This is a genomic window from Thiothrix lacustris DSM 21227 (assembly GCF_000621325.1).
GTDB classification, from domain to species: Bacteria; Pseudomonadota; Gammaproteobacteria; order Thiotrichales; family Thiotrichaceae; genus Thiothrix; species Thiothrix lacustris.
The window spans coordinates 19748-39184 of the sequence record NZ_JHYQ01000001.1 but is presented as its reverse complement, the minus strand read 5'-3'; the positions used below and the strand labels follow the sequence as shown (position 1 = coordinate 39184).

General features: G+C 53.6%; 20 protein-coding genes and 1 tRNA gene. 7 read left to right on the top strand and 14 right to left on the bottom strand.

Going from position 1 to position 19437, the window contains the following annotated elements:
* Nucleotides 1-3: 3 nt before the first annotated feature.
* The 5 genes from Q394_RS0100205 to Q394_RS22940 form a co-directional block, all read right to left on the bottom strand.
* The gene (locus tag Q394_RS0100205; protein ID WP_028487498.1) at nucleotides 4-1362 is read right to left on the bottom strand and encodes an ATP-binding protein; all 1359 of its coding nucleotides are present in this window, start codon (nucleotides 1360-1362) and stop codon (nucleotides 4-6) included.
* Nucleotides 1363-2034 carry an IncC plasmid conjugative DNA transfer DtrJ family protein gene (locus Q394_RS21160; protein ID WP_051542538.1) on the bottom strand — a complete coding sequence of 224 codons (672 nt, stop codon included), beginning with the start codon at nucleotides 2032-2034 and terminating at the stop codon, nucleotides 1363-1365.
* On the bottom strand, nucleotides 2034-4067 hold the full coding sequence (traD, locus tag Q394_RS18515) for a type IV conjugative transfer system coupling protein TraD (protein WP_038139977.1): 2034 nt from the start codon (nucleotides 4065-4067) through the stop codon (nucleotides 2034-2036). Before traD ends, Q394_RS21160 begins: the two co-directional genes overlap by 1 nt.
* Nucleotides 4064-5788, bottom strand: coding sequence for a MobH family relaxase (gene mobH / locus Q394_RS0100190; RefSeq protein ID WP_028487497.1), 1725 nt, complete (start codon nucleotides 5786-5788; stop codon nucleotides 4064-4066). Before mobH ends, traD begins: the two co-directional genes overlap by 4 nt.
* Nucleotides 5789-6065: 277 nt before the next feature.
* On the bottom strand, nucleotides 6066-6200 hold the full coding sequence (locus Q394_RS22940) for a hypothetical protein (RefSeq protein WP_281169618.1): 135 nt from the start codon (nucleotides 6198-6200) through the stop codon (nucleotides 6066-6068).
* A 317-nt stretch (nucleotides 6201-6517) separates the two neighbouring features.
* Between Q394_RS22940 and Q394_RS0100175 the strand changes: the two genes are divergently transcribed.
* From Q394_RS0100175 to Q394_RS0100165, 3 genes are all read left to right on the top strand, one after another.
* Nucleotides 6518-7510, top strand: coding sequence for an IS110 family RNA-guided transposase (locus Q394_RS0100175; protein ID WP_028487496.1), 993 nt, complete (start codon nucleotides 6518-6520; stop codon nucleotides 7508-7510).
* Between the two features lie 227 nt (nucleotides 7511-7737).
* Nucleotides 7738-8061 carry a hypothetical protein gene (locus Q394_RS0100170; protein ID WP_028487495.1) on the top strand — a complete coding sequence of 108 codons (324 nt, stop codon included), beginning with the start codon at nucleotides 7738-7740 and terminating at the stop codon, nucleotides 8059-8061.
* Nucleotides 8048-8569 carry a DUF6036 family nucleotidyltransferase gene (locus Q394_RS0100165; RefSeq protein ID WP_028487494.1) on the top strand — a complete coding sequence of 174 codons (522 nt, stop codon included), beginning with the start codon at nucleotides 8048-8050 and terminating at the stop codon, nucleotides 8567-8569. The genes Q394_RS0100170 and Q394_RS0100165 overlap by 14 nt, the downstream gene beginning before the upstream one ends.
* A 100-nt stretch (nucleotides 8570-8669) precedes the next feature.
* On the opposite strand, the gene Q394_RS0100160 is transcribed toward Q394_RS0100165, so the two are convergent.
* The 3 genes from Q394_RS0100160 to Q394_RS0100150 form a co-directional block, all read right to left on the bottom strand.
* Entirely contained in the window at nucleotides 8670-9005 is a 336-nt protein-coding gene (locus Q394_RS0100160; RefSeq protein WP_028487493.1) for a type II toxin-antitoxin system VapC family toxin, read from the bottom strand.
* Nucleotides 8996-9265 (bottom strand): AbrB/MazE/SpoVT family DNA-binding domain-containing protein, encoded by a 270-nt coding sequence (locus Q394_RS18510; RefSeq protein ID WP_038139976.1) that lies wholly within the window; start codon nucleotides 9263-9265, stop codon nucleotides 8996-8998. The genes Q394_RS0100160 and Q394_RS18510 overlap by 10 nt, the downstream gene beginning before the upstream one ends.
* A gap of 405 nt (nucleotides 9266-9670) precedes the next feature.
* Nucleotides 9671-9757, bottom strand: a tRNA-Leu gene (locus Q394_RS0100150).
* Nucleotides 9758-9887: 130 nt separating this feature from the next.
* On the opposite strand from Q394_RS0100150, the gene Q394_RS0100145 reads away from it, so the two are divergent.
* Together Q394_RS0100145 and Q394_RS0100140 are read left to right on the top strand one after the other, a co-directional pair.
* Nucleotides 9888-11069, top strand: a complete 1182-nt coding sequence (locus tag Q394_RS0100145) for a lytic murein transglycosylase (RefSeq protein WP_038139975.1) — start codon at nucleotides 9888-9890, stop codon at nucleotides 11067-11069.
* Between the two features lie 98 nt (nucleotides 11070-11167).
* The gene (locus Q394_RS0100140) at nucleotides 11168-12343 is read left to right on the top strand and encodes a pyridoxal phosphate-dependent aminotransferase (protein ID WP_028487491.1); all 1176 of its coding nucleotides are present in this window, start codon (nucleotides 11168-11170) and stop codon (nucleotides 12341-12343) included.
* A gap of 37 nt (nucleotides 12344-12380) precedes the next feature.
* On the opposite strand, the gene Q394_RS0100135 is transcribed toward Q394_RS0100140, so the two are convergent.
* From Q394_RS0100135 to Q394_RS0100125, 3 genes are all read right to left on the bottom strand, one after another.
* Complete coding sequence (locus tag Q394_RS0100135; protein ID WP_028487490.1) at nucleotides 12381-12674, bottom strand: hypothetical protein; 294 nt, start codon at nucleotides 12672-12674, stop codon at nucleotides 12381-12383.
* Between the two features lie 143 nt (nucleotides 12675-12817).
* The gene (locus Q394_RS0100130; RefSeq protein ID WP_028487489.1) at nucleotides 12818-13705 is read right to left on the bottom strand and encodes a carbon-nitrogen hydrolase; all 888 of its coding nucleotides are present in this window, start codon (nucleotides 13703-13705) and stop codon (nucleotides 12818-12820) included.
* Nucleotides 13702-14742, bottom strand: coding sequence for an agmatine deiminase family protein (locus Q394_RS0100125; protein WP_028487488.1), 1041 nt, complete (start codon nucleotides 14740-14742; stop codon nucleotides 13702-13704). Before Q394_RS0100125 ends, Q394_RS0100130 begins: the two co-directional genes overlap by 4 nt.
* Nucleotides 14743-14911: 169 nt before the next feature.
* Between Q394_RS0100125 and Q394_RS0100120 the strand changes: the two genes are divergently transcribed.
* Both Q394_RS0100120 and Q394_RS0100115 read left to right on the top strand, forming a co-directional pair.
* Nucleotides 14912-15484: a glutathione peroxidase gene (locus Q394_RS0100120; protein WP_028487487.1), complete on the top strand. Its 573-nt coding sequence runs from the start codon at nucleotides 14912-14914 to the stop codon at nucleotides 15482-15484.
* Nucleotides 15484-16449, top strand: a complete 966-nt coding sequence (locus Q394_RS0100115) for a YbgA family protein (protein ID WP_028487486.1) — start codon at nucleotides 15484-15486, stop codon at nucleotides 16447-16449. Before Q394_RS0100120 ends, Q394_RS0100115 begins: the two co-directional genes overlap by 1 nt.
* An 18-nt stretch (nucleotides 16450-16467) precedes the next feature.
* Here the strand turns inward: Q394_RS0100115 and Q394_RS18505 are convergent, their stop codons facing one another.
* From Q394_RS18505 to Q394_RS0100100, 3 genes are read right to left on the bottom strand one after another with little or no spacing between them, the layout of a single operon-like run.
* Entirely contained in the window at nucleotides 16468-16791 is a 324-nt protein-coding gene (locus tag Q394_RS18505; protein WP_051542536.1) for a YfiM family lipoprotein, read from the bottom strand.
* Nucleotides 16792-16822: 31 nt separating this feature from the next.
* The gene (gene recN / locus Q394_RS0100105; RefSeq protein WP_028487485.1) at nucleotides 16823-18484 is read right to left on the bottom strand and encodes a DNA repair protein RecN; all 1662 of its coding nucleotides are present in this window, start codon (nucleotides 18482-18484) and stop codon (nucleotides 16823-16825) included.
* Between the two features lie 3 nt (nucleotides 18485-18487).
* Nucleotides 18488-19354, bottom strand: coding sequence for an NAD(+) kinase (locus tag Q394_RS0100100; protein ID WP_028487484.1), 867 nt, complete (start codon nucleotides 19352-19354; stop codon nucleotides 18488-18490).
* Nucleotides 19355-19437 lie beyond the last annotated feature (83 nt).

Genomic DNA, 19437 nt, shown 5'->3' with positions numbered 1-19437 from the left:
CTTTCAATTGCTCACTATCACATTCCCAAATGGTGGATCAGCCATCCCATCCTTCCTCAACTGCACCGCCACCACCTGCTTCGGCCTGATATGCTTCAGCGTCTCCACACTGATGCGCAACTTGGAAGTAGCCCGCTGCCAATGGCTACCATGCAACCCCAGAATCAGCGTAGCCCCCACGTTGGTCAGAAAACTATCCGGGAAATCCGTCGGGCTTTGGCTGGCACACCACAAGCCAATCCCAAATTTACGCGCTTCCCGCGCAATCACATTGATGATGTCATCGTCATCCTTGCTGAAAAACTTGTGTGCCTCATCCAGAAAAATGACGTGGCGCAATTCCGTGCCACTGCGGGTTGCCCCGGCTTGTTTGTGGCGCTCAAAGATGGCACGCAGCCGCAACTTCACAAACAGGATTTGCTGTTCCGTGGTCAATGACTTGATCTGGTGTACCCGTGCTGGGGCGTTGCCAAACGGTGGCGGGTTGGCGCGGAATATCCCCGCCGAATTGAGCAGTTCCAGCCGTTGCAACACGCTGGCTAAGGTATCCGCCGAATCATATTTGAGCATATCCTCCAGCTCCCGCCCGGTCTGCATGGCGGCAATGAACTCGGCATAGCTGCTGGTGCAATGTTCTTTGCTGGTATTGACCTGTTTCTCCAGCTTGTCCAGTTCCTCGTCACTGCTGGCTTTGGCGTATTTGCCTTGCAAGGTAGTGAGGCGTTTGTACTGGCGGGTAAGCTGTTCCAGCGCACTGATGCACGGGTTATCACCACCAATACTCAGTGCGGTGAGTTTGCGTCGCCCGTAGCTTTTGAGGTCATCCAAAGTCGGGTAATACTGCTTCAGGGCTTGCCAGTTACGGGCATCGGTGAGTTGTTTGCGTTGGGCTTCGGTGATGCTGTCCCGCTGCCACGTATTCGGGTTGTCGGGGTAAATGCCCGCCAGAGCATAAGTGTCCAGCAACAGGTTGCGCAGCACCATTTCCTGCCTCACCCCCAGTTGCGGGGACGCCTCCCGCAGCAAGCCCACCAGATAGTCGGTTTGGCGGTTGACCCCGCCCGTGTGTGGGTCGGTATCCAGTTCCAGCGGGTTATAGCCGTAGCCGGTGGCTTGCGAATAACGGCAAGCGGTGGCGCCGGGGATGCGTTCCAACTCGTCATGTACATCAAACACATCCACCTCAATGCCAGCCTGTGCGGCACTGCCCAACAGGCGGCTGGACTGGAAGGATTTACCCGTGCCGCTCATGCCGCAGACCAGCAAATGCGCATTGATCAGCTTGTCCGGCTCGTAGTGGACCGGGTAATCCTGCTGCTTTTGGCGCAAGTGGTATTCAGACTTCCCCAGATAGTGCTTCATCTACAGGTACTTTTTGAAATAGCCGACTGTCAAGCGGGTTGCCAGTGCCACCAATAACAGGGCAGGGGGGATCACCCAACGCGGATCAATCACGATGGGCGGCAACAGGTACAGCACCCAAACGCCGCGCAAGGTGTTATTGAAACCGTGTTTGGCAATATGGTAAATCAGCCCGGATTCGCGCCCAACACTGGTACGGCGCTTATACCAGCCCAGCAAGCCATCGGTCGCCGCCGCCAACATCACCACCCCAAACAGCGGTGCAGACAGTGCCAGCACCGCCAGCCGTTGGGCAAACAGCAATACGCCGATATAAGCCGTTTGTAGCTGTTGCCAGAAACCGTGTGCCAACCCTTGCCCCAAATCGCGGTCACTCCCAGTAATCACCGTCGCTGTTGGCTCTGCACCCAACACCAGAAAATCATGCAAGCCTGACCAGACGAAAGTGGGTTGGTACACCCATGCCTGCACCGTCTTGATGAAGGCCAGCCCCGGTGGATTCGACAACTCGGCAATGAGCTGGCTTTCCACCGCTAGATTATGCTGGAACACCGCCACTCCCCGTACCGCAGGCCAAGGCCAGAACACATACACCATGTCCACCGCCAAGGCCAGCAGGAAGACTATCGCAAACCATTTCACGTACCACAGCGTCCCCGTGACCTTTTCCATCAGGCGTCCTCCCCACGGGTTTCCTTAACCCAGCGGATAATGGCTTGCATATCCTTGGGCAACAGCGGGTCAGCACCCGCCAACGGCAAGCGCAGCTTGAACAGCTTGCCACCATCCAGCAAGGCAAAGGCTTGCCCCTTGGGGAGCTGTACTAAATCCGCCGGGGTAAGGATGTCGGCCTCGGCTTCGGTGATGCGGTCGGAATTGCTGGCAGTGAAATCCACGCTGGAATCTGGGTCGTTATTGTCCGTAGCGGCGGATTGCGCGGTCTTGGTGTAGATGCGCACCTTTGCCAACTGATCAGTCAGCACCGTAGCGGTTTCTTCGTTTTTCACCCGCAGCATGATCAGGGTATTGAGGTTGCCGACGATTTGCCCCGCTTTGGGTTTTTCACCAATTCCCGCTTCGATGTCAGAAGCCGTCTGGGTATAAGCCGTGACCTGTACCCCAGAACCCCCCGCCTTGTTGAGCAACGGGATAAACTCATTGCCCACCAGTTCGTTGAATTCGTCGGCATGGATGGCGATTTTCGCCCGCCGATGCCCCGGCATTTCCGGTAAACCCAGGTTATCGCCGTGTTTGTAGAGCTGCCCCGCAATGGAGGTGAGGTCAGCGAACATGGAATTGCCCACTGCACCGGCGACTTCCGCATCCGAGAGCGCATCCAGCCCGACGTAGACCACGCCTTTTGCGCGGATCACTTCCATCCAGTCGAGGATCGGGCGTGGGTCATGGCGGTCAGCATAATCCGGGGCGAGCAGTTCACCAGACTTGCCGGAGGTGAGCTTTTCCAGCAAAGGTAACAGTGAGGCGGTGAGCTTGTCGAAATAGGTCTTGTCGTACTCGAAGGCTGACCGCAGCCCATCCGCCACCGGGTCATACAGGTCGCGGCTTTTGGCCAACTGGGTGTAGGCAATGGCTTTGAAGTCGCGGCTTTTGAGCGCCATCGTCAGGGTTTTAGGGTCAATATTCTGGGCGATGGTATTGACCTGTTCGCGCCAGTTTTCAATGCCTTCGCGGTCAAACCAGAAGGCGTAATACTCCATCATCAGCGGCTCGATATTGGTGACATAGCGGGCAATGGCGGTGTAATCCGGTCGCCGTCCCAGTGCCACCAGCGCGTTAGAGACGATATTGGTGAAACGCCAGGCGAATTCCTTGAAGGTGGCAGAGTTGCCGGAACCGGGGAGTTGCCCGGCAATCCGTGAGGCGACTTCGGTAATCCGCCCGAAACTGCCCACCGGGTTGTAGCGTTCGGAAATGTCGGGGAAGCCGAGGTGGAAGATGTGGAATTGTTCCAGCCGCCCTGCACGTTTGCATTCCGCCCACATCCGCGCCAGCAGTTCGGTGTCGCCCTTGGGGTCGAATACCACCACGATTTCACCCCGGCGGATGTCTTGTGTCACCAGCAATTCTGCGAGGCGGGTTTTGCCTACGCGGGTGGTTCCCAATACCAGTGTGTGTGCCACACGGTCGCCGAGGTCGATCCAGATGTCGCGTTCGTCTTCCACGCCGACACCGTGCAAGGCAGGGTCGCCACCCACCGGGGGCAGGGGTTTGAGTACATTCCACCCGGCTGGGGAGCGGGTCAGGTTGAGCAGCCACTGCATACCGGGGTTGTGTTCGTGGCGGATTTCGAGTTCCCGCGCCCATTGGTACAGCTTGCCGGGTTGTATCCAGACACGCCCATCTGGCGAACGGGCTTCCACCAGCCGCTGGCTGTGGGTTTGCGTCCACTGGAAACCTTTGCCCAGAAATAGCTTGTGGCGTGACAGGGGGATGGCGTCCGCATCCAGCCCGTAAGTGGGCAGGCGTTTGAGGTTGCTGCGGTATTGCAGGATGTGCCAGCCCTGATAGAAGCGGTACAGTGCCAGTGGGATAAGGAGCAATGCCGACCAGATGGCGAGTTCCGGCAGCAACGGCGACAAGCGTGGGGCGTACAGAATCAGGACACTTGCGAGTACCAGCAGGATGACCGCCACCCACAGTTCCAGTGCCGGGCGCAGGCGGTTGTCGAAGATGCGCTTGCTCATGAATCCCCCGTGTTACGGCTATTTTCCGTTTCTGGCAATGACAACGCCTTGTTGGGGGAGGGCAGGTAGCCCAGCCCCAATACGTTGATCGGGTCGGGCAGTAACATGCCCTGCACCACGCCGCGTTTCTTTTGCCCGCTGACCTGATAGCGCCAGATATTGGTGTTGCCCTGTTTGCGGTGCAGGCCGAGTTTGCTGAAACGTTTTTGCACGTATTCCCAGTTGCCCAAATCGTAGTCCTTGAAGATGGCGGGGCTGACCAGCAGCAAGCCTTCGCGCACCACATGCAGGCGGGCATCGGCGGTGTTGAGTTTGTGTTTGCCAGTGCGCAGGCCGGTGGTGAGCCAATGCAGGAAGTGTTGCCCTGCATCGTCGGTGTCTGGTGTGGGGGAGGGTGGCGCTGGTGCTACGGTTTCCGGGTAGGAAGAAACCCCTCCCGGCCTCCCCTTGTCAGGGGAGGAGTCAAGAGGGATGGCAATGGTATCTTCTTCTTGTCCCTCCCCTGACAAGGGGAGGTTAGGAGGGGTTTCTTCTACCCTCTGCCCAGCCGGGGTAATGCTACCCACCAACCGTTCGGGGTAATGGCTGGCATCCGCCCACAACAGCACAGCCGGAATCTGTAGCAGGGTGAGGCTTTGCACCCAGTCGCCGATGCGGATTTCGGCATTCCAGATGGCTTGCCCGGCAGCGGTGGGGGTGAGGATATTGTGCTGTTGCAGCTCGTCCATCAGCCGATCATTGCGGGTGGGGATACCGGTTTGACCTTCCTTTTCCAGATGATTGCGCAATTCATCCAGTACCCGTTTGCTGACCAGCCATAGGGCTTCGCCGTCGAAGAACCCGGCAGCGCCTTTGCGGTTGAGAGGCAATTGCTGTTCGTCCAGCAGAAAGCGTAGGCCAGTGAGCAGACGCTGCGACAGGGGTTTGGCTTTGGCGGCGGGTATCTGTTGGGTGTGGATGGGTTGCCCGCCGGAAAGGTCATCGGCCACCGATTGCCTGTCGGCTTCCGTGACCATTTGCCCCACGATACCGGCGACTTCGTCCTGCCCGGAGAGGTAGCCCAGCCATGCCTTGAACACGCCGGGGAAATCCTGTTGCAGCCATGACAGTGCCGCCGCTGGGGTCAGTTGGCGTGCCAAAAGTGGCGGTAGCAGTTCGTGGGTACGGTATTGGCGCTCACGCACAAATTCGACACGGTAATAGCCAGACTGTAATGCACCGTGGAGGGGTTGCCAGTAGGTGAGGCAGTCTTGGCCTGCGGCGTTGTATAGGCGCAGCTTTTGGTCACTGCATGGCTTGCCCACGTCGTGCAGCAAGGCGGCGCTGGCGATGGCATACGTCCAGGCGTGTTGTTGTTGGTTTACGTCTTCGGCAGCCGCACCGGGGGGCAGCATTTTGCCCTTGCGGGATTCCAGCGCCAGTTTCATCACTTGCAGGCTGTGGGTGAGCATCCCGCCTTGGCAGCAATGGTGGTGGGCTTCGGAAGCCGGGGTTTGCTGGACGAAGGCGGCGAAGTTGTCGAGTAGGGGTTGGTAGAGATTGTGCCAGTAGTCGTCGGAAACAGCCGCTAAAGCGCGGATGCGTGCCAGCCGTTGGGCATGGGGTTGCAGTAATTGCGCGGCAGGGAGCACAGGCCAAATGCCAGCGGGCAAGGCTGGGATGGCGGGTTGTTCAGCCGGTGGTGGATGGCTACGAAACAACCCAGACAGGCGGGACAACATGACCTTACCCATGAAACCCGGCGATGGTGGATGGGGCGTTAATGTCAGTGATGGTCACGTTGCGGCTGTATTCCGGGTTCAGGATAACCGCAGCATGATAGCCAAGGGCTAACCGTCAAGCACGTTTGAGCGTTCGCACTTAACACGGTGTGGTGGCAAAAACTTGAACTGATAACGCGATTGTGCTTGTGATCGCCTCCGCTCAAAACCCCCACGTTTTAACGCCTTCTCAAACAGGCTGCTATTCAAACATCTACTGCCGAGGGTATAGCTCAGTTCATACCGTTTTAACGCCTTCTAAATCAGGCTGCCATTCAAACTGGCAGTGTTTTTGCAGATCGGAATTATGAAACGTTTTAACGCCTTCTAAATCAGGCTGCCATTCAAACTGGGGAGGATCAAGTAAAAACATACTAAGATTCTGTCTTAACGCCTTGTATCTTTAAAGCATAGAATTTCCGATAAGCTAAACTGTTAAAGAGCGGAAGAAGTTGCGCAGTCGGAAGGTCAGAGTTGGTCTTAATCCGAGGCTTCGAGCCTGTGAGAAGAGGAACCGACCTTCCATTTTTCAGGAGATCAGGCTGGACGATACTTGAGTCCACCCATCGCTAAAAATAGCACGGGTTGAGGCTGTATTCTACAAGGGAAGCCGCTGAAAGATTGCACAATAAGATTGCATGAGCAAACCGCTTTTTGATCAGGATAGCGTCAACCACAAGGAGTAGTCCCATGACAGACACTGTTGTATCCATCGGCATAGATGTGGCGAAAGACAAGCTGCAAATTGCTTGGTTGCGCCAGTTGCAGCCCTTGCAAGTGAAACCCAAGAGCCTGCCGAACACCCCCAAAGGGCATGAGGAACTGCTGGATTGGCTGCTGAAAAATACGGGTGTGACGGCTGGGAAGTTGCGGATTACGCTGGAGCCAACCAATGTCTATCACGAAGGTGTTGCGTTGTACTTGCATGAGCACGGCTGTCAGGTTTGCCTAGTAAACCCGAAACAGATGAATGACTTTGCGGCAAGCCTTGGCAGCTTGTCGAAAAACGACTGCAAGGATAGCGTGATGCTGGCGCGTTACGGGTGGGAGAGGAATCCACGGGTTTGGCAACCCGCCCCTTTGGAAATCCGTCACTTACACGCCCTGTTAGGGCGTCTTGATACGTTGCAGGATAGCTTGCAGCAAGAAAAGAACCGGCTGGACACCTTGCAGATGCAGACGCAGTATTCAGTCACTGTCAAGAAATCCCTAGAAGCCTCTATTGCCTATCTGGAAGAGTCTATCAAGCAACTCCGGCAGCAGATCGACGACCATATCGGGCGTTACCCTGGGCTTAAAAACGACCAGAAACTGCTGGAAACGATCCCCGGTATCGGCTCGCTCAGCGCCCAACGGATGATCGCACTTATTCGCAGTCGGGACTTCCATAAAGCCTCCGAAGTGGCGGCTTTTGTGGGTCTGATACCCGTGGAACATACCTCTGGGACTACAGTCCGCAAGCGCCCACGCCTTTCACGCCGGGGCGACCCCAAACTGCGGGGCAAACTGTTCATGCCCGTGGTGGCAGCGATTACCCATAACCCGGTTATCCAGAAATTCTACAAAAAACTACTGGATCAAAAGAAGCATCAACGGGCAGCAATGACGGCTGCCATGCGTAAGCTGGTGCATATTTGCTTTGGCGTGTTGAAGAACCAACAGGTGTTTTCGCCTGCAATGTAGGGTCTTCAATATAGCGGGGTCAATAAAAAATTCCTATGAATTTTTTGTTGACCTCAAGACGATACTCTTGTTTCACGTTATGCAAAGCTCTATTGTTTAAGCGGTAGCCTGATTTAGAAGAGTATCGTCTTGAGGTTGGGGCTGAGAGGATGCTTCGGAATATGGAGGCTTGCAAGTTGTTGTCCTTCGCTGTATTTTGATGTTTTCAGCCTGTCGTTCTGTGCCAAATGAACAAGCAAACCCTTATCGAACAACGCATTTACCAGCTTCATCAGCGGGTCATCGAAAAATTGCAAGCTGACCCAGAGCAGGTGGTGGGGATCGCCCGCGCCAATTTGCAGCGTTACCGCGCCAACAATGGTAATTGGCAGGCTTACACCGATTGGGAGCAAAAGCTTTCTTTACCAGTGACAGACATCATCAACATTCTGGATTCCCACGACGAAAGCGCAGTGCTGGCACGCTCGAATTCTCCTTTTGCTGGATGCCTTTCTGCCCACGAACGCTGGGAAATCCTACGCGAATTCAAGAACACCCATGAAACGTTATGAAATCGAACACTTGATCAGAGCAGCGGGTGCAATCACACAGAGCAATGAAATCATTGTCATTGGTAGCCAGTCGATCCTTGGTAGCTACCCAGAAGCCCCAGATGCCCTTTTGCAATCACGCGAAGCAGATTTGATCCCCGTCCAGTACCCTGAGCGTGCCGACCTGATTGACGGTGTGTTGGGTGAATTGTCTCCCTTCGACGAAACATTTGGGTACTACGCTGACGGTGTTGACAAGACCACAGCCATACTCCCCGAAGGCTGGGAAAGCCGTCTGATCAGGATTGCTAACACGAATACCAATAATGTTGTCGGCTTGTTTCTGGAGCCACATGATCTGATGGTCAGCAAACTTTATGCTGGGCGGGAAAAAGACATGGACTTTGTGGCGACAGCCATTCGTAGCGGTATTGTGGATGCCAATCTGATCAGGGAGCGGATAAACAGGGTGTCTGGTCAAGACGCCATACGCGATACCGTGCAGGCAAGGCTCGAACGGCTTCTTTAAGGGATTAGCTTGCTGATAATAATCGGTGTGATGTGTGGCGGGAATTTGATGCGCTCGTCATTGGTAACGAAATGGGTGCAGCCGTTGCTGAGTGCAGTGATCAGATGGATGGTATCCGGCACTTGTTTTTGAAAAACGCCCGCAGTTGCGCCGCATCTTTGAGGATTTGGCGTGAAACCGGAATGACCAGCAAAGCCTCAGACGGGCTGATGTGCCGTTCATATTGCATCTGTGACCCGACATCCTGCTTCTCGAACGGTTTGACCAAACACTCTGCTAAAGTCAGCTCACTGGTGACACTGGTACTGCCTGTCGCTGCAATCACTTCAAACAACGCTGTCACCTGCCCGACAAATTCGGGGTGTGCTTCCAGCGCGTAAATAAACGCATTGGCATCCAGATAAAAAATGCCCTTGCCGATGCTGCTCAGTTCCATTCATCCCTCAACTTGCGGATAAAATTATCGGCATCCTGTGCGGATTGGTACAGGTTGCTACCCTTGTTCGCCCCAATCATTGCCAACAAGGGGCTGCGGGGTTGCACCGCCGGGCGTTGACTCACCGTTTGAGGAACTAACACTAGCAAGCCATCCTGTTCCCGTACTTCCAACATATCGCCTTCGTGCAGGTTAAGGCGTTTACGCAGGGCGGCGGGAATTGTCACCTGATATTTGTGTTTCACCTGAACATAAGTCATGGGTATCACCTAAACGTTTGAAAGTTGGAAAGTCAGACTTATTGTCCAGTCTAGGAGTTTGTTGGCAAGAGTCAATAAGGGGGCAAGAAATCAGCCAGTCATTCTGTGTAGATGAACAAGCGCGATCTGAGCGGCTAGCGTGCTTAAACAGAGTAATGATGATGTGTTTGATATTTAATCATGATGGCTGCCTGATTTCTTCAGTGACGGTATAGAACAGCGTCTATTTTGATGAAATGATGATCATCAGTAAGGTCGGTTACAGCGTTGATATGGGAAGTCTGAGCCTGCATGGCGGCGTCGTTTTAGGTGCGTTAGCCACCATCATTTTCCTAAACCCCCGATTCTTTTTCCTAAAATCCAGGATTCTAAGGACGGGTCGTAAGGATAAGCTATTGATTTTATTGGTGCCCGGAGCCGGAATCGAACCGGCACGGTGTCGCCACCGAGGGATTTTAAGTCCCTTGCGTCTACCAATTTCGCCATCCGGGCAGGGAGGGAGCGGGTAGGGGTGCAATCTTACACAACTCTGCGGAGTCCTTCCAGTACTTGTTTAATACAATTAGCGTAAAAACGTTATAATATTTGGCCTAATCAGATTTAACGGGAAATAAACAGCATTATGCATTATCTGAAAGTGGTTTTTTTAGGTGTAAGCCTGCTCTCTGGTTCACTCGCGCAAGCGGAGTGTACGTCTCCCAATTTTAGTGACTGGTTACAAGAGCTCAAAACCGAGGCTATTGCTGCTGGTATCAAACCGAATGTGTGGGATAGCACCCTAGCTGGCTTGACGCCTGATCCAGCCGTGATTAAACGTGACCGTTCCCAGCAAGTATTCGCACAAGACTTCATGAGTTTTGCCAATAAGAAAGTCAGTGGTAATCGGCTGGCACTCGGCAAAGCAAAATTAAAAAATCAGGCTGCTCTCTTCAAGCGAATTGAGGAAAGCTACGGTGTGCCAGCACCTGTCCTAACCGCATTGTGGGGGCTGGAAACCGACTTTGGTGCTGTAACCGGCGACTTTTCAACACTACGTTCCTTGGTGACGTTGGCACATGACTGCCGCCGCCCGGAACAATTCCGCCCGGAACTGCTGGGGGCGCTGCAATTGGTACAAAAAGGTGACTTGAAACCTGCCAAAATGCGGGGAGCATGGGCAGGTGAAATCGGGCAGTTACAATTTATGGCCTCCAGTTACGACCGTTACGCGGTGGATTTTGACGGAAATGGACATCGTGAATTAATCCATTCCAGTGCTGATGCGTTGGCTTCCGGTGCGAACATGCTGAAATCCAGTGGTTGGCGTTCAGGCGAACCGTGGCTGCAAGAAGTCAAAGTGCCCGCGAAGATGGACTGGTCACAGGCTCGCCCCGGCAACAAATTAGCAGTGGAAGAATGGGCAAGCCAAGGTGTTCGCGATGCCGACGGTAGCCCGCTCAGTGGCAATGGCTCGGCGGCCTTATTGTTGCCGATGGGCAGAAATGGCCCTGCATTCCTCACCTATCCAAATTTTGATGTGTTCCTGCAATGGAATGACTCCACCGTCTACTCCGCCACCGCTGCCTATTTTGCTACCCGCCTAGCGGGTGCTGGTGCAATGCGCAAAGGTAATGCGCCAGTACCTGTGCTGTCAGTGGAACAAACCAAGCAATTACAGAGTAAGCTACAAGTGCAGGGTTTAGGTATTTCCAAGGTTGATGGGATTATTGGTGAAGAAACCCGTCAAGCAGTCCGGCAAGTGCAGCAAAAACTGGGTTTGCCTGTGGATGGTTATCCAGATCCTGAATTGCTGGCACGTTTATAATGCAGTAACATTACTCACCCTAAAAAAGGTGCACAGGTACGGCAACCAAGAAGGCTTGCCGGGTTTATGGATAATACGTAAAAACACGGTTGGTTTCAGTGAATATACAACTTTCACAGCGCGTTGGGCGCGTCAAGCCTTCGCCTACGCTTGCCATCACGGCATTGGCAGCTCAACTTAAAGCATCAGGCCGCGACATCATTGGTTTAGGCGCGGGTGAACCCGATTTTGATACCCCTGATTACATTAAACAGGCCGGTATCGAAGCTATCCAAAAAGGTGAAACCCGCTACACGGCAGTAGACGGCACACCGGCACTCAAACAGGCCATCATCCGTAAGTTTAAGCGTGACAACGGCTTGGATTTCACGCCGAAACAGATTCTGGTGTCATGTGGTGGCAAACAGAGTTTTTATAACCTGTGTCAAGCATTGCTGGATGCAGGCGATGAAGTGATTATTCCCGCACCCTACTGGGTATCTTACCCAGACATGGTGCTGCTGGCAGATGGCGTACCCGTGATTGTGGCCGCTGGCCAAGCGGAGCATTTCAAATTGTCTCCTGCCAAGCTGGAAGCGGCGATTACCTCAAAAACCCGTTTGTTTGTCATCAATAGCCCGTCCAACCCGACCGGTGTGGCTTACACACTGGAAGAGTTGGTTGCATTGGGTGAAGTCTTGCGCCGCTACCCGCAGGTCTTGATTGCCACCGATGACATGTACGAGCACGTCTTGTTTGAGGGGCGCAAGTTCGTCAATATTCTGGATGCTTGCCCGGATTTGTATGAGCGCACCATTGTATTGAACGGTGTTTCCAAAGCCTACTCCATGACAGGGTGGCGGATTGGTTACGCGGGCGGCCCAGAAAAGCTGATTCAGGCGATGAATATCATTCAGTCGCAAAGCACTTCCAACCCAACGTCTATCTCGCAATACGCAGCAGCCATAGCGTTGGATGGCGATCAAAGCTTTATCCAGACGATGGTGAGTGCATTTGAACAGCGCCATGCCTTTGTGCTGGATGCCTTCAACGCGATGGAGGGTGTGGAATGTTTGCCCGCCGATGGTACGTTCTACAGCTTCCCGAATGTGGAAGGCATGATCAAGCGTCTGGGTCTGGAAAATGACGCAGCGCTTGCTAGCTACCTGCTGGACAAAACCGGAGTGGCCGTGGTACCTGGCTCTGCGTTTGGTCTGGAAGGTCACATCCGCATTTCTTTCGCCACCAGCATGGCAAATCTCGAAAATGCGTTGGGGCGGATAGCCTCAGTCTAAAGCAGGTATGAGGAGGGCGTGTTCATGCACGTCCTCTTCATTTCGTAGAATAGACAGGGTAATGCTTTTCTAGATGGGTGATGACCAAATCTTGAAGTACGATAAATTCATCATTTTTTAGTAAGTAGCCGTAGAGCCTATGACCGAGTAGGTACTGTATTTGTGCGTAAGGTGCGGGCAATCCTTTTTCAAGGTTCTGAATATCCGACTGCCCTTTAAATGAGCTACCTGCATAGGCCATTGGCTGGTGTTTCCATTGGGCATTAACAGGGTTAGCCATCAGCGAAAGGATGATGAGTAATAAGCCCGCTCTCTGTGTTTGACGCAACATAAGTATTTCCCTCTTGATTTATTGTTGGAATCTGCTCAAATATCATAGATCTTATTATTGTGCGCATTAGTGTATCTATACTGTGAGCAGGTTCACATTTTCAAGAGAAAACTTATTTTTTATCAAAGAAATTTGATAAATGCCTAATCGCGGTAGCGTTTTACCAAATCTTCATAGGCATCAATACGGCGGTCGCGCAGGTAAGGCCACCAGCGCCGTACTTGTTCGGTGCGATCCAAATCCAGTTCCACGACCAGTTCGGTGCTGCTGCTGGTATCGGCTTGTGCGAGTAATTCGCCTTGCCAGCCCACGATCATGCTGGAACCCCAAAACTGGCTTCCGGCGGTTTGCTCGCTGGGGTCGCCTTCAAAACCGATGCGGTTAGCGCTCAATACCGGAATGTTATTGGCAACCGCGTGGGAACGTTGGATGGTGATCCACGCTTCACGCTGGCGGGCTTGTTCTTCCGGCGTATCCTGCGGGTTCCAGCCAATCGCGGTGGGGTATAGCAGTAATTCAGCACCTGCCAACGCCATCAGCCGTGCCGCTTCGGGATACCACTGATCCCAACACACCAGCACGCCGAGGGTTGCTAAGCTAGTTTTGATCGGGGTGAAACCGAGGTCGCCGGGGGTGAAGTAAAACTTTTCGTAATAGCCTGGGTCGTCGGGGATGTGCATTTTGCGGTATTTACCGGCGATACTGCCATCAGTATCCAGTACCACAGCAGTATTGTGATACAGCCCGGTAGCGCGTTTTTCAAACAGGGAACAAACAATCACGATACCTAGTTCGGCGGCGAGTTTGCCCAAGGTATCAGTGCTGGCACCGGGGATGGTTTCGGCAAGGTCAAAGAAATCGGTGTCTTCGATCTGGCAAAAATACAGGCCGGTATGCAGTTCCTGCAACATCACCAGTTGTGCGCCTTGGGCGGCGGCACGGCGAATACCGGCGATGCTGAGGGCGAGATTAGCGGCGTAATCCGCTGTATTGCTATGCTGGACAACAGCAACTTTCAAGTGACGGCTCATACGGTGACAACCTCGTAGGGAATTTGCATGGTAACGCAATGGAGACTGCCGTTCTGGGCAATCAAGGCGCGGCAATCAATCGGGATAATGTCATGGCGTGGGAACGCGGCTTGCATTTGCTCAATCGCCACCGGGTCAAAACATTCATCGGCATACACCGGCAGCAGTACCGCACCGTTAATGATCAGAAAATTCACGTAACTGGCGGGCAAGCGTCGCCCGTCCTCGCAAATGGCAGCAGGTAGCGGAATCGGGAGCAAGCGGTAGGGTTCGCCATTGCTCTGACGCAAGGCTTTAAGTTCCGCTTCCATGGCTTGGAGTGCTTTGTAATGCGAGTCGGTGTCGTCGTTGCAGCTCATGTACACAATGCTGTGCGGGTCGGCGAAACGTGCCAGCGTGTCGATGTGTGCATCGGTGTCGTCGCCTTCCAGATGCCCCTGTGCTAGCCAAAGGATGCGTTCCACACCCAACGCTGTACGCAACTCGGTTTCAATCGTGGCACGCTCAAGTGTCGGGTTGCGGTTGGGGTTGAGCAGGCAGATTTCGGTGGTCAATAACGTGCCTTGCCCATCGGTTTCGAGGCTGCCGCCTTCCATAACCAGCGTGCGGGTTTCCAGCGTATTGCCTGCGAGTAGCGGGTGTTGTGCCAGTTGTGTGTTGACGGCGTTATCCAGTTCCGCGCCGAATTTCCCGCCCCAAGCGTTGAAGGTGAAATCCAACAGCAAAGGCTTGCCATCGCGCCTGACGGTAATAAAGCCAAAATCCCGCGCCCAGGTGTCGTTATAGGGCATTTGCACGAAATGGATATGCACCGACACTGGGTGTTTGGTGCTCAATACGCTTTCGATGTGTGCCTGATGTTGTGCATCGTGGCAGAGCAGTAAGACGTTTTCGCGCTGGCTGATGGCGCTGACGATTTCAGCGTAACAGGTTTCGGCGGCGTCCATATTGTCTGCCCAGTCGGTATCGGGGTGGGGCCAGGCAAGCAAAACGCCCCATTGCGAATGCCATTCGGCGAGAAATTCACGGTTTTCCATCAGGCTGGTCACATCAGATAACAAAGCGGCGATTATACAAAGCTGCTTTGCCGAGGGCGAATATTATTCGTGAAGTTGTTTTCCCCTTATTTGCCTGTAGCTATTTACCCAAAGCGCTACAAAAGTGAGACAATACTTGCATTAACTACACCAAAGGATCGTAAACCTCATGATTAAGCAATTTTTCGGGCTGGCATTGAGCTTTTTTGCCGCTTCCAACGTGATGGCTGAACCTGTGGCGGGGCCTGCTACTGACAATGGTTGTCCGGCAGCGTTGAATTTTACTTTACGGGCGTTAGGGTCTGACAAGGAGGTTAATCTGTGCAAGGAATACAAGGGCAAGGTAGTCATCATGGTGAACACGGCCAGCAAATGTGGTTTCACCCCGCAGTTTGAAGGGCTGGAAAAGCTGTACAGCGATTACAAGGATCGTGGTTTAGTGGTGCTGGGTTTCCCCTCCAACGACTTTGCAGGCCAAGACCCCGGCACAGAAAAGGAAATCAAGGACTTCTGCGAGCTGACCTACGGGGTGAAATTCCCCATGTTCGAGAAAACTGAAGTACTCAAGGATAAAGCTTCACCGATTTATAAAACCGTGGGCGACATGGCGGGTGAATACCCGGCGTGGAATTTCCACAAGTACGTTTTCAATCCTAAGGGCGAGTTGATCGGTAGCTTTTCGAGCTTTGTAACCCCGCAAAGTGACAAGCTGGTGAAATTGATTGAAGCGAACTTACCCTAATGCAGCCGTACAACAAAATAAAAATTGGTATTAGCGCTTGTTTGCTGGGGCAGCAAGTCCGTTTTGACGGTGGCCACAAGCGGGATGGTTACATTACTGGCACGCTGGGGTTGTACTTTGATTTCGTGCCGCTGTGCCCGGAAGCTGGTGCAGGCTTGGGCATTCCGCGCCCAACCATACGCTTGGTGCGCAAGGATGGAACATTGCGGGCAGTCAATGTGCAAGACTCCAGCATTGACCATACGGATGTGTTAGAGAGCTATCTAGGAAGTGCTATACCGCAGTTATCAGACGTGTGTGGCTATATCCTGAAAAAGAATTCCCCCAGTTGCGGGATGGAGCGCGTCAAGGTTTACCCGTTTGAAAAGCGCAATGTGCCGCCCGATCGTGATGGGGTGGGTATTTTTGCGCGTGGCTTGCGGGAGGCATTCCCCTTGTTACCGCTTGAGGAAGAAGGCCGCTTGTGTGACCCGGTGTTGCGGGAAAACTTCATTCAGCGGGTGTTTGTGTACCACCGTTGGCAGCAGTTGCAAGCCGCTGGCCTCACGCCTGCTGACCTAGTGGGATTTCAGGCTGATCATAAATACATCCTGATGGCACACGATCAGGATATGGCGCGTGAACTGGGGCAAATGGTGGCGCAAGCGGGGGCGTCGGCAGACTTTCCGGCACTGGTAAAGGCTTATCTCACGTTACTGATGGCAACGCTGGAAAAACGGGTGTCACGCGGGCAACATGCCAACGTGTTGATGCATATGATGGGGCATCTGAAAAATGATATTGATGCCGAAGACCGGCAGGAAATGCTGGAAACCATCCATCAGTACCGCAATGGTTATGTGCCCTTGATTGTGCCGATCACCTTGCTCAAACACCATTTTCGGCGGCATCCACAACCGTATATTGATCGTCAGCATTACCTGAACCCGCATCCGGGGGAATTGATGCTCAGGAACCAGTTATGAATGTGGTGATATGGCTTTTTAAAAATGGGCAGAGTAGGTGATGCGCTCAGGGTCAATGATCCAATGCCCTGCTTGCACACCGACGGCTGCACCTAACGCATCCCATACCAAATCTTTTTCGTTGAAAGTCTTATTATCGCTTTGACTGTCAGCTACTTCTTTGAGAATGCCGGGAAGCAAAGCCAGCCCAAAGGCTTGCGTGCGGTTATGGGTGTAGGCATAGGCGGCTCCGCCGAGTATGCCAGAAACGGCAAAGTGTTTGCTTTTATCGACGCCTGTCCAGCTGTCAGCATGGGCGTTCAGGCACAACAGCAAGACAGGTAAAGAGAAAAAGTACTTCATGAATATTCAACCTTATCAATAATTTCATCAATCACCTCAGCATTTCTTCCGCCAGTGCCCGTGTTGCCTGGGTGATTTCTACCCCGCCTATCATCCGTGCGATTTCTTCCACGCGCTCGGGGCGTGTTAGGTGGTCGATGCCGGTGCTGGTGTATTCCTTGCCTTTGAGCTTGGTCACTTTGTAATGTTGGTGCGCTTGGGAAGCTACCTGTGGCAAATGCGTCACGCAGAGCACTTGGCGGTTAGTGCCAAGGGCGCGAAGCTGTTTGCCGACCACTTCGGCGATGCCGCCGCCAATGCCCGTATCTACTTCGTCGAAAATCAGCGCGGGTAAGGTGATTCTTTGCGCTGCCATCATTTGGATCGCTAGGCTAATACGTGACAGTTCGCCGCCGGACGCTACTTTCATCAGTGGTTTCAACGGCTGGCCGGGGTTGGCACTGACGGTAAAGTTGATGCTATCCATGCCCAGCGCTTGAAAGTGGCTGTTAGCATCGGATGCAACTTGAATCGCAAACTGCCCCCCTTGCATCCCCAGTTGTTGCATCGCTTGGGTGACACCAGCAGAAAGCTGTTGTGCTGCGTGTTGGCGTGCTTGACTGAGGGCTGTGGCGTGCTGGCGGTAGGTGTTTGCGGCTGTTTGTAACTGCTGCTCCAATGCATCGAGGTCGTAATCGCCGCCGCCAAGTTGCTCAAGTTCAGCTTGAATGTTGCTAAGGCGTGCGGGAAGCTCTAACGGGTCAGTGCGGTATTTGCGGGCAAGGTTGCGGATGTCGGCGATGCGGTTTTCCACCCATTGCAGGCGTGCCGGGTCAATGTCGAGACCTTCCGCGTAATCACGTAATTGCGCAGCGGCTTCCTGTATCTGGATTTGGGCGCTGGTGAGCAATTCGAGCGGCGGTTCCAGTTGCGCATCCACTCGCGCTTGCAGGGCAATGTCATGGATCAAACGCCCCAGCGCGGAATGCAGCGAGGGTTCGCTGTCATAAAGTTCGTCATAGCCTTGAGCAGCGGTAGCACGAAGCTGTTCGGCATTGGCGAGGCGGTTAAGCTCTTCGTCAAGCTGTGCCGGTTCGTTGGCTTGCAGGGCGAGGGTTTCCAGTTCTTGCGCCTGAAAACGTAACAGGTCGATGCGTTCCTGATGCTGCTGGTTTTGGCTGCTGAGCAGGGTGATGCGCTCGTGTAGCTTTTTCCAGTGTTTCCACGCTTCACGAGTACTAGCCAGCAAGGCATCATTGTCGGCGAAAGCGTCCAGCATGTCGCGCTGGGCATCTTTTTTCATCAATGACTGGTGTTCGTGCTGCCCGTGAATATCGACCAGTTGTTCGCCAAGTTCGCGCAATTGGGTGAGGTTGGCGGGGGAGCCATTGATCCACGCCCGCGATTTGCCTTGCGCGGAAATAATGCGCCGTAGGATACAGGTATCATCTGCCCCTTCCATGCCTTGCGCATCCAGCCACACACGGGCGGAGGGCGTTTGGGTAATGTCGACGCTCAGGGTGATTTCGGCTTTGTCAGCGCCGTGGCGTACCGTGCTGCTGTCGGCTTTGTCGCCCAGCACCAGGCCAATCGCATCGAGTAGGATGGATTTGCCCGCGCCCGTTTCGCCCGTTAAAGCGGTCATACCGGGGTGCAATTCCAGTTCGAGGGCATCAATAATCGCAAAATCGCGGATGTGAATGTGTGTCAGCATGGTTTATAGCTGTACTCCCCAGTGCAGTTTTTCACGCAGAATATGGAAGTAATCGTAGCTTTGTGGGTGCAACAAACGCACTTTTTCCGGGCGGGTATGGATGCGTAACAAGTCGCCCGATTCCAGCTCGATATTGTTCTGCCCATCAAAGGATAAGCGAGCGGGAATATCACGGTCTTCACACAGATGAACTTCGATTAGACTTTGGTTGTTGATCACCAAGGGGCGATCACTGAGCGTGTGCGGGCAAATAGGCACGAGTGCAATGGCTTGCAGGGAGGGGTGCATGATCGGCCCACCGCTGGACAGTGCGTAAGCGGTCGAGCCTGTCGGTGTGGTAATGACCAAACCATCGGCTCTCTGGGTGTTGACGAAATGCCCATCTACCCGTGTGGTGAATTCGATCATGCGGACTTCATTGCGCACATGCAGAACCACATCATTGAGTGCGTCGCCGCTGCCAATGATGGCATCTTCGCGAATGACATCGGCGTGAAGTACAAAACGGGGTTCTTCCTTGTACTGCCCGTTGAGGATTTCCTCCAGTTGCGTGAGTGCTTCATCGGGGGAAATATCCACCAAAAAGCCCAAACGCCCCAAGTTGATGCCGATAATGGGCACTTCATGATCCGCGAGTAAGCGTCCGGCACCTAACAATGTACCATCACCGCCGACCACGATGGCAAGGTCAATGTGCTGCGCCAGCACGTCAGTAGGCATGGTCGGTAAGCCCAGAATAATACCAGCGTTGCGGTCACAATGTACGTGCAAGCCGCGCTGGATCAGGAATTCGTGCAACTGATGCAGCGTTTTATCGACGCGAGTATCGTTGGGTTTGGTAAACAGGCCGATGTGGGAAAAGGGGGTCATAACCATTGCTTGTCTGATTAAAGCTGCAAGGCTGGCAAAGCTGCGCATAAATTGCAAGTTAAACAGGCTTGTATCTGCCCCAC